The sequence below is a fragment of the Rhodoferax sp. genome (assembly GCF_023701345.1).
Taxonomy (GTDB): Bacteria; Pseudomonadota; Gammaproteobacteria; order Burkholderiales; family Burkholderiaceae_C; genus Rhodoferax.
Window position 1 is genome coordinate 1 of the sequence record NZ_JAMPXE010000152.1, and the last position, 7,077, is coordinate 7,077.

6 protein-coding genes are annotated in these 7,077 nt (G+C 62.0%); 3 read left to right on the forward strand and 3 right to left on the reverse strand.

Features of this window, described 5'->3' with window-relative positions; translation table 11 throughout:
• Positions 1-194: 194 nt before the first annotated feature.
• Positions 195-1,436 carry a radical SAM family heme chaperone HemW gene (gene hemW / locus NDI87_RS15485; RefSeq protein ID WP_296276347.1) on the forward strand — a complete coding sequence of 414 codons (1,242 nt, stop codon included), beginning with the start codon at positions 195-197 and terminating at the stop codon, positions 1,434-1,436.
• A gap of 12 nt (positions 1,437-1,448) precedes the next feature.
• Here hemW and NDI87_RS15490 read toward each other — a convergent pair whose 3' ends face one another.
• From NDI87_RS15490 to NDI87_RS15500, 3 genes are all read right to left on the reverse strand, one after another.
• Positions 1,449-1,865 (reverse strand): DUF1850 domain-containing protein, encoded by a 417-nt coding sequence (locus NDI87_RS15490; RefSeq protein ID WP_296276348.1) that lies wholly within the window; start codon positions 1,863-1,865, stop codon positions 1,449-1,451.
• Positions 1,866-2,009: 144 nt separating this feature from the next.
• Positions 2,010-4,025 carry a TRAP transporter permease gene (locus tag NDI87_RS15495; RefSeq protein ID WP_296276349.1) on the reverse strand — a complete coding sequence of 672 codons (2,016 nt, stop codon included), beginning with the start codon at positions 4,023-4,025 and terminating at the stop codon, positions 2,010-2,012.
• 128 nt (positions 4,026-4,153) lie between these two features.
• Positions 4,154-5,113 carry a TAXI family TRAP transporter solute-binding subunit gene (locus NDI87_RS15500; protein ID WP_296276351.1) on the reverse strand — a complete coding sequence of 320 codons (960 nt, stop codon included), beginning with the start codon at positions 5,111-5,113 and terminating at the stop codon, positions 4,154-4,156.
• 240 nt (positions 5,114-5,353) lie between these two features.
• On the opposite strand from NDI87_RS15500, the gene NDI87_RS15505 reads away from it, so the two are divergent.
• Positions 5,354-5,911 (forward strand): CBS domain-containing protein, encoded by a 558-nt coding sequence (locus tag NDI87_RS15505; protein WP_296276352.1) that lies wholly within the window; start codon positions 5,354-5,356, stop codon positions 5,909-5,911.
• A gap of 6 nt (positions 5,912-5,917) precedes the next feature.
• The coding region (locus NDI87_RS15510; protein ID WP_296276353.1) for a glutamate-5-semialdehyde dehydrogenase at positions 5,918-7,077 on the forward strand (1,160 nt) is incomplete at its 3' end.

Here is a 7,077-nt window from a genome sequence, read left to right on the forward strand (position 1 = left end):
CCCCCCGCGCCGATGTCGCGGTTCGCTTGCAAAGCTTGTTTGAATCCACCAATCCCAATATCTGAATGGTCACTGGTTTGGCATACCAAGGCGTCTAGCGAGGTAGGCCCTGTGGGGGGCTGACGATTTCTGGTACTCCAGTATGAGGCGGTCGCCCCATCCGGCTGCCGCGCAGTTCACACCTAAAAATTCAAATGATCCCGATCCAGCCAGAAACTCCTTTGACAGATGCGCCTGTCATCACGCGCGACATCCAACACTACATGCGCCCCGGCACGCTGCAATTGCAGACGCTTCCGCCCCTGTCGCTCTACGTGCACCTGCCCTGGTGCCTGAAAAAGTGCCCCTATTGCGACTTCAACTCGCATGAGTTGCACGCCGCCGAGTTGCCCGAGCAACGCTATATCGACGCCCTGATGGCCGACCTGGAAGCCGCGCTGCCGCTGATCTGGGGCCGCAGCGTGCAAACCGTCTTCATCGGCGGCGGCACACCGAGCCTGTTCTCTCCGCAAGCCATCGACCAGTTGCTGGCCGGCATCCGGGCCAGGGTGCGGCTGGCGCCCAACGCCGAAATCACGCTCGAAGCCAACCCCGGCACCTTCGAGAAGGACCGTTTCAAGGCTTATCGTGCCGCCGGTGTCACGCGCCTGTCGGTGGGTGTGCAAAGTTTCAACGATGATTTTTTACGCGCGCTGGGTCGGGTCCATGACCGCGCCCAGGCCATCGCCGCGGTGGAAGAAGCAGCACAAGCGTTTGACACCTTCAACCTTGATTTGATGTACGCCCTGCCCGGCCAGACACTCGATCTGTTGCGCACCGATGTGGCAACCGCTCTGGCACTGGCCCCCAGGCATTTGTCCATTTACCACCTCACCATCGAGCCCAACACCTTCTTTGCCAAATTTCCGCCCCCTGCGGTCGATGACGATCTGGCCGCCGACATGCTGGACCTGATCACCGACATGACCGGGGCTGCCGGCCTGCAGCGCTACGAGGTCTCGGCCTACGCCCGCCCCGGCCACGCCAGCGTGCACAACATGAACTACTGGCAGTTTGGCGACTATCTGGGCATTGGCGCCGGCGCCCACAGCAAGCTCAGTTTTGCGCACCGGGTGGTGCGCCAGGTGCGTGCCCGCAACCCGGCGCTCTACATGACCCAGGCCCTGGCGGGTCAGTGTGTGGTGCAGGACGTGGATGTCAAGCGAGGCGAGCTGCCGTTTGAGTTCATGCTCAACGCGCTGCGCCTGGCGGGAGGGTTCGACCTGCCCCTGTTTGCCGAGCGTACCGGCATGCCGCTGTCGGCGCTGCAGGCCGGACTGAAACAAGCACAACTGCAGGGTTTGCTCATGGTGGAAGGCACCCACGTCCAACCCAGCGCACGCGGCTTTGATTTTTTGAACGACCTGCAAGCGCTGTTTTTACCTGCTGCGCGTTGAGATCGCTCCTGCTTACTCGGGCCGGCGGCAAGCCTTGAGCAGTGTGATGCCGCCATCCGAGGCCATCCAGTCGGCCATCGGCTGGCAGCGGACCAGCACACACACTTCGTAATCGGGCGTGAACTCCGAACGTGTCAGGCGCAGCTCAGGCGGGCTGGTGATCGCCGGAGTGTAGTGGTACCAGCCCTGGCGCAGCACCGCATCAGGCGGCGGCTCCATGCCGGCGGCTGAGCCGCGCACCCGGGCCTGCACCGCATGCAACAACGGCTGGCTGCTGAGCGGGTCCAGCCGCACCGCGTAGTCTTCTTCCCAACGCACTTTTTCAATCGAGTGGGTCCATGCCAGCGTGAACTCGGTCACCGGCACAAACACCACCGGGCTGCTGTACAGCGCGGCGGACAGGCTCAGGCAGATGCCCAGAGCACTCAATCGCCAACCCTCCGACCGTCACTAGGAGCGTCAGCGAGGCCGCACACGGACCTTGAACGTGAAACCGTCACTGCGAGCGAAGCGCGGCAGTCCATGCAGTCGGAAGTCATGGATTGCCGCGCTTCGCTCGCAATGACAGCCAATTCAATGCACGCGGCTGCGCCAGATGTGCCAGGCTATGAACACGGTAATCAGGCCCAGGCCCAACTCATCCGTCAAGGGCAAAGCCACCACCAGCAGGCTGGCCGACGCAACAGCTAGCACACGCTCCACCCAGTTCAGCGGCGTGATCAAAAAGCCAATGGCGCCCGCGCCCCACATGGCAATCGCCACCAGTGCCTTGAAGACAATCCAGGTGGTGTCGAGCCAGTCGCCGCTCTGCAGCATCAGCGCCGGGCTGTACACCGCCATGAAGGGCACGATGAAACCGGCAATCGCCACGCGCAGCGCCTGGATGCTGATCTTCAGGCCACTGACGCCGGCAATCGGCGCTGCCGCAAACGCCGCCAGCGCCACCGGCGGCGTCAGGTCGGCCATGATGCCAAAGTAAAAAACAAACATGTGCGAGACCAGCAGCGGCACGCCCAGTTTGAGCAGCACCGGCGCCGCCAGCGAGCTGGTGATGATGTAGTTGGGAATGGTCGGGATGCCCATGCCCAGCACCAGGCAGATCACCATGGTCAGCAGCAGCGCCAGAAACAGGCTTTGCTCACCCACGGCAATGATGCGCCCGCCCAGTTCGGCGGCCACACCCGTGAGGTTGATCATGCCGATGATGACCCCCACCAGCGCACAGGCAATCGCCACCGGCAAGGCATGGCGCGCGCCATCGACCATCGCCTGAATGGCCAGCTTGCGCGCATCGCCGCCCACGCGCCGGATCAGCGTGAAGGCCACCAGCAGTGCCACCAGGACAAAAAAGGTGCCCACGCCAAACTGGAAGAAGCCGGCACAGGCGAGCCCCAGCAACGCCCAGAACAGGCCGCGCAAGGCCATCGACGAGACACCGGTCATGACGGCAGCGCCAAAAATCAGCACCACCGTGAGCGCCAGCCCCACGGTGCCGGAAAACAGCGGTGTGTAGCCCGAGAACAGCAGCACCACCAGGCCCACCAAGGGCAACAACAGGTACCAGCGCAGCCGCACCGCCGTCCACGGATTGGGGCACTGGTCTTTGGGCAAGCCGTTGAGCCCCTTGCGGCCGGCTTCCAGGTGCACCATCCAGAAGGCGGTAATGAAATACAGAATGGCCGGAATCAAGGCCGCCTTGACGATCGCCACGTAAGGCACGTTGATGGTCTCGGCCATGATGAAGGCCACCGCCCCCATCACCGGCGGCATGATCTGGCCGCCCATGCTTGACGTGGCCTCGACGCCACCGGCGAAGGCCGGGCTGTAGCCAAAACGTTTCATCAGCGGAATGGTGAATTGCCCCGTGGTGACCACATTGGCCACGCCCGAGCCGTTGATGGTGCCCATCAGGCCCGACGAGATCACCGCCACCTTGGCCGGGCCACCGCGGGTGTGGCCGACCATGCCCATGGCAAAGTCATTGAACAGGTTGATCATGCCGGCCTGCTCCAGAAAGGCGCCGAACAGGATGAACAGGAAAATGTAGCTCGACGACACATAGGTGGGTGTGCCGTATATGCCCTCGGTGCCAAAGCCGAGCGTGCTGACGATCTGGTCGACGCCAAAGCCACGGTGCGCCAGGTCACCCGGCAGATGCTGGCCAAACAGGCCATAAAGCAGGAACACCCCGCAAATGATGGGCAAGCCCCAGCCCATGACGCGCCGGGCTGCATCAAACACCAGCGCCACGGTGACCACGCCAATCACCCAGTCCGTGGCAATGAGTTCACCGGCACGCTGCGTCAGATCGGCCTCGAACACCCAGTGGTAAAGGCTGAAGACAAAGCCGGTGAGGCCCAGCAGCCAGCCCAATACCTGGCCTTTGGCGGCATGCCGTGTGCTGTATTCAAACGGTGGGTACAGCGCAAAAATCAGCAGCAGCACAAAACCCACATGGACCGCGCGCACCACCTGGCTGGACAGGGGACTGAACGCCGCGGTGATGAGCTGGAAGCTGGAAAAAACCAGCGCCACCCAAAAAAGGGCACGCGCTAGCGTTTTGGTTTGGGGTTCGTGGTCATGGCTCATGAAAGTCTCTTGCGAAAGAACAAAACGAAATGAACGTCATTGCGAACGCAGTGAAGCAATCCATGGCGCCTGAATACATGGATTGCCGCGTCGCTGACGTTCCTCGCAATGACGGCCAGAAACCCGGCTTACTTGATCAGGCCCACTTCCTTGTAGTACCTGGCCGCGCCGGGATGCAGGGGCACCGGCATGCCCTTGATGGCATTCTCGCGCTTGATGGCCTTGGCCGCATTGTGGGCCGCGTACAGGGTGTCGATGTTGTCGTACATGGCCTTGGCCATCTGGTAGGCCAGCTCATCGGACACGCCCGAATGCGTCACCAGAAAGTTGGGAATCGCAGCGGTGGCGACATCAGCCGTTTGGCCCGCGTAGGTATTGGCCGGAATGATGGCTGGCTGGTAAGCAGCATCACCCACCTTGGCAACCACATCTGCCGGTACCGGCACCACCACGATCTTGATCGAGGTGGCGAGGTCGCGGATAGATGCCACACCCAGACCAGCGGATTGCAGGGTGGCATCGAGCTGACGGTTTTTCATCAGCTCGACCGATTCGCCAAAAGGCAAATACTCGACCTTGCCGAGGTCGGCATAGCTCAGGCCGGCAGCTTTCAGAATGGCACGGGCATTGAGCTCGGTGCCCGATTTGGCGGCACCCACAGAAATGCGTTTGCCCTTGAGGTCGGCCACGGTCTTGATGCCGGAGTCGGCATTGGCCACGATCTGGATGTAGTTGTTGTAGGTGGCAGACAGGCCGCGCAGTTTGTCGAGCTTGGTCTTGAAGCCCGCTTCTTCATCGCCCTTCCAGGCATCCGACACCGAGTCAGCCAGCGCCAGCGCCAGTTCGCCACGGCCGGCTTGCAGCAGGTTGAGGTTTTCCGCCGAGGCTTTGGTGACCTGCGCCGTCGAGCGGACATTGGGAATGGCCTTGGCATAAACCTGTGACAAGGCCACGCCCAGCGGGTAATACACGCCGCTTTGGCCGCCGGTGAGCACGTTGACAAACTGCTGCTGTTGCGCCAGCGCAGCGCTGCTGACGAGGGCCGCGCCCAGACTCAAGGTGAGTGCCATTTTTTTGATCAGTCGCATGGGTTTCAATCTCCGGTAATTGAGCTGTGGATGAATGTTCAGTGTGTTCTTATTATTATTGGCGAATTCGCCCGCCATGCGTGCTGGTGTTTTCCCCCGGTAAGCTGGATTCTTTTTTTGACCCGGCATGCGACACACCCGCTGGTCAAATCAAGTACGATTCCAGACTTGGACGACAGCTTGATTGCCGCTTCGCGGATTGACCGTCACCGTCAGCCCACCATCCTCAGGAGACCTTCCATGCACGCCACTGCCCTGTCAACCTTCCGGTTTTCGAAGAACACCTGCATTGCGCAAGCCCAGCCCAAGACGCAAGGCACGGTGACCGAGCAATCGCCCGGCATCGAGGTGATGACCGACCTGGCCAGCATCAAGGCGGCCACGATTGATCCGCACACATCGCTGGACCGGGCCGAACAGGCCATGATCCACCAAGGCGTACGCTCGCTCTTTGTGGTGAGCGATTTCCCCTGTGTGGATGGCCTCATCACACTGGCCGACCTGGGCGGCGAAAAGCCCATGCAGCAGATCAACGACCGCCATCTCCGGCGTCAGGACCTGTCGGTGGCCGATGTCATGACTGCGCTTTCCGCGCTGGATGCGCTGGACTACGATGAATTGAAATCAAGCACCGTGGGCCAGGTGATCGCCACCTTCAAAAAACTCAAACACAGCCATTTGCTGGTGGTGCAAGCAGCCACTGCGCAAGGCCCGGCCCGCATTCGCGGCGTCATCTCGCTCACCCAACTGGAGCGCCAGTTGGGCCGGCCGCTGCCGGAGGCGATGCCACAGCACTGATTCACCATGACAACACAACATCAACTCACCGACACCCAGACTCTGGGTTGGCAAGCCAAGCGGGCATCTGCATTCATGGCCAAAGCACCCGCAGCGACCCGGAACGCCGCGCTGCGCAGCCTCGCCAAACTGCTGCGCGCCAACGTGGATGCGCTGCAAATCGACAACGCCAAAGACCTGCAACGCGCTGTGTCCGCGGGCCTGGCAGCGCCCATGGTGGACCGGCTCAAACTGACCCCCGAGGTGATCGAAACCTGCGCCCAGGGCTGCGAGCAGCTGGCCGCCATGGCCGACATCATTGGCGAGATCACCGCCCTGCGCCAACAGCCCAGCGGCATCCGCGTGGGGCAAATGCGCGTGCCCATCGGCGTCTTTGGCATGATCTTCGAGAGCCGTCCCAACGTCACCATCGAGGCCGCCAGCCTGAGCATCAAAAGCGGCAACGCCTGCATCCTGCGCGGCGGCTCGGAAGCCATCGACTCCAACAGGGCGCTGGCCCGACTGGTGCAGCAGGCCTTGACCGAGAGCGGTCTGCCCGCCAACGCCGTGCAACTGGTGCAAACCACCGACCGCGCCGTGGTGGGCGAGCTCATCACCATGCCGCAGTATGTGGATGTGATCATTCCGCGCGGCGGCAAGGGTCTCATCGAGCGCATCAGCCGCGACGCCAAAGTGCCGGTCATCAAGCACCTGGACGGCAATTGCCACACCTACGTCGACGACCCCTGCGACCTCGCCATGGCCGTCACGGTGGCCGACAACGCCAAGACCAGCAAATACAGCCCGTGCAATGCCACCGAGAGCCTGCTGGTGGCACGCGGCGTGGCCGCAGCATTCTTGCCCTTGATCGGTGCCATTTATGCGGCCAAGGGCGTCGAGATGCGCTGCGACCCCGAGGCCCTGACTTTGCTGCAGGCCGACCCCCAAGCCATGGTGCTGCAGCCTGCCTCAGAGGCCGACTGGTATGAAGAATATCTGGCGCCCATCATCAGCATCAAGGTCGTGGCCGGTGTGGACGAAGCCATTGCCCACATCAACCAGTACTCCAGCCACCACACCGATGCCATCCTGACGCGTGACCACATGCACGCGCAACAGTTCCTGCGCGAAGTCGATTCGGCCAGTGTGATGGTCAACACCAGCACCCGCTTTGCCGATGGTTTTGA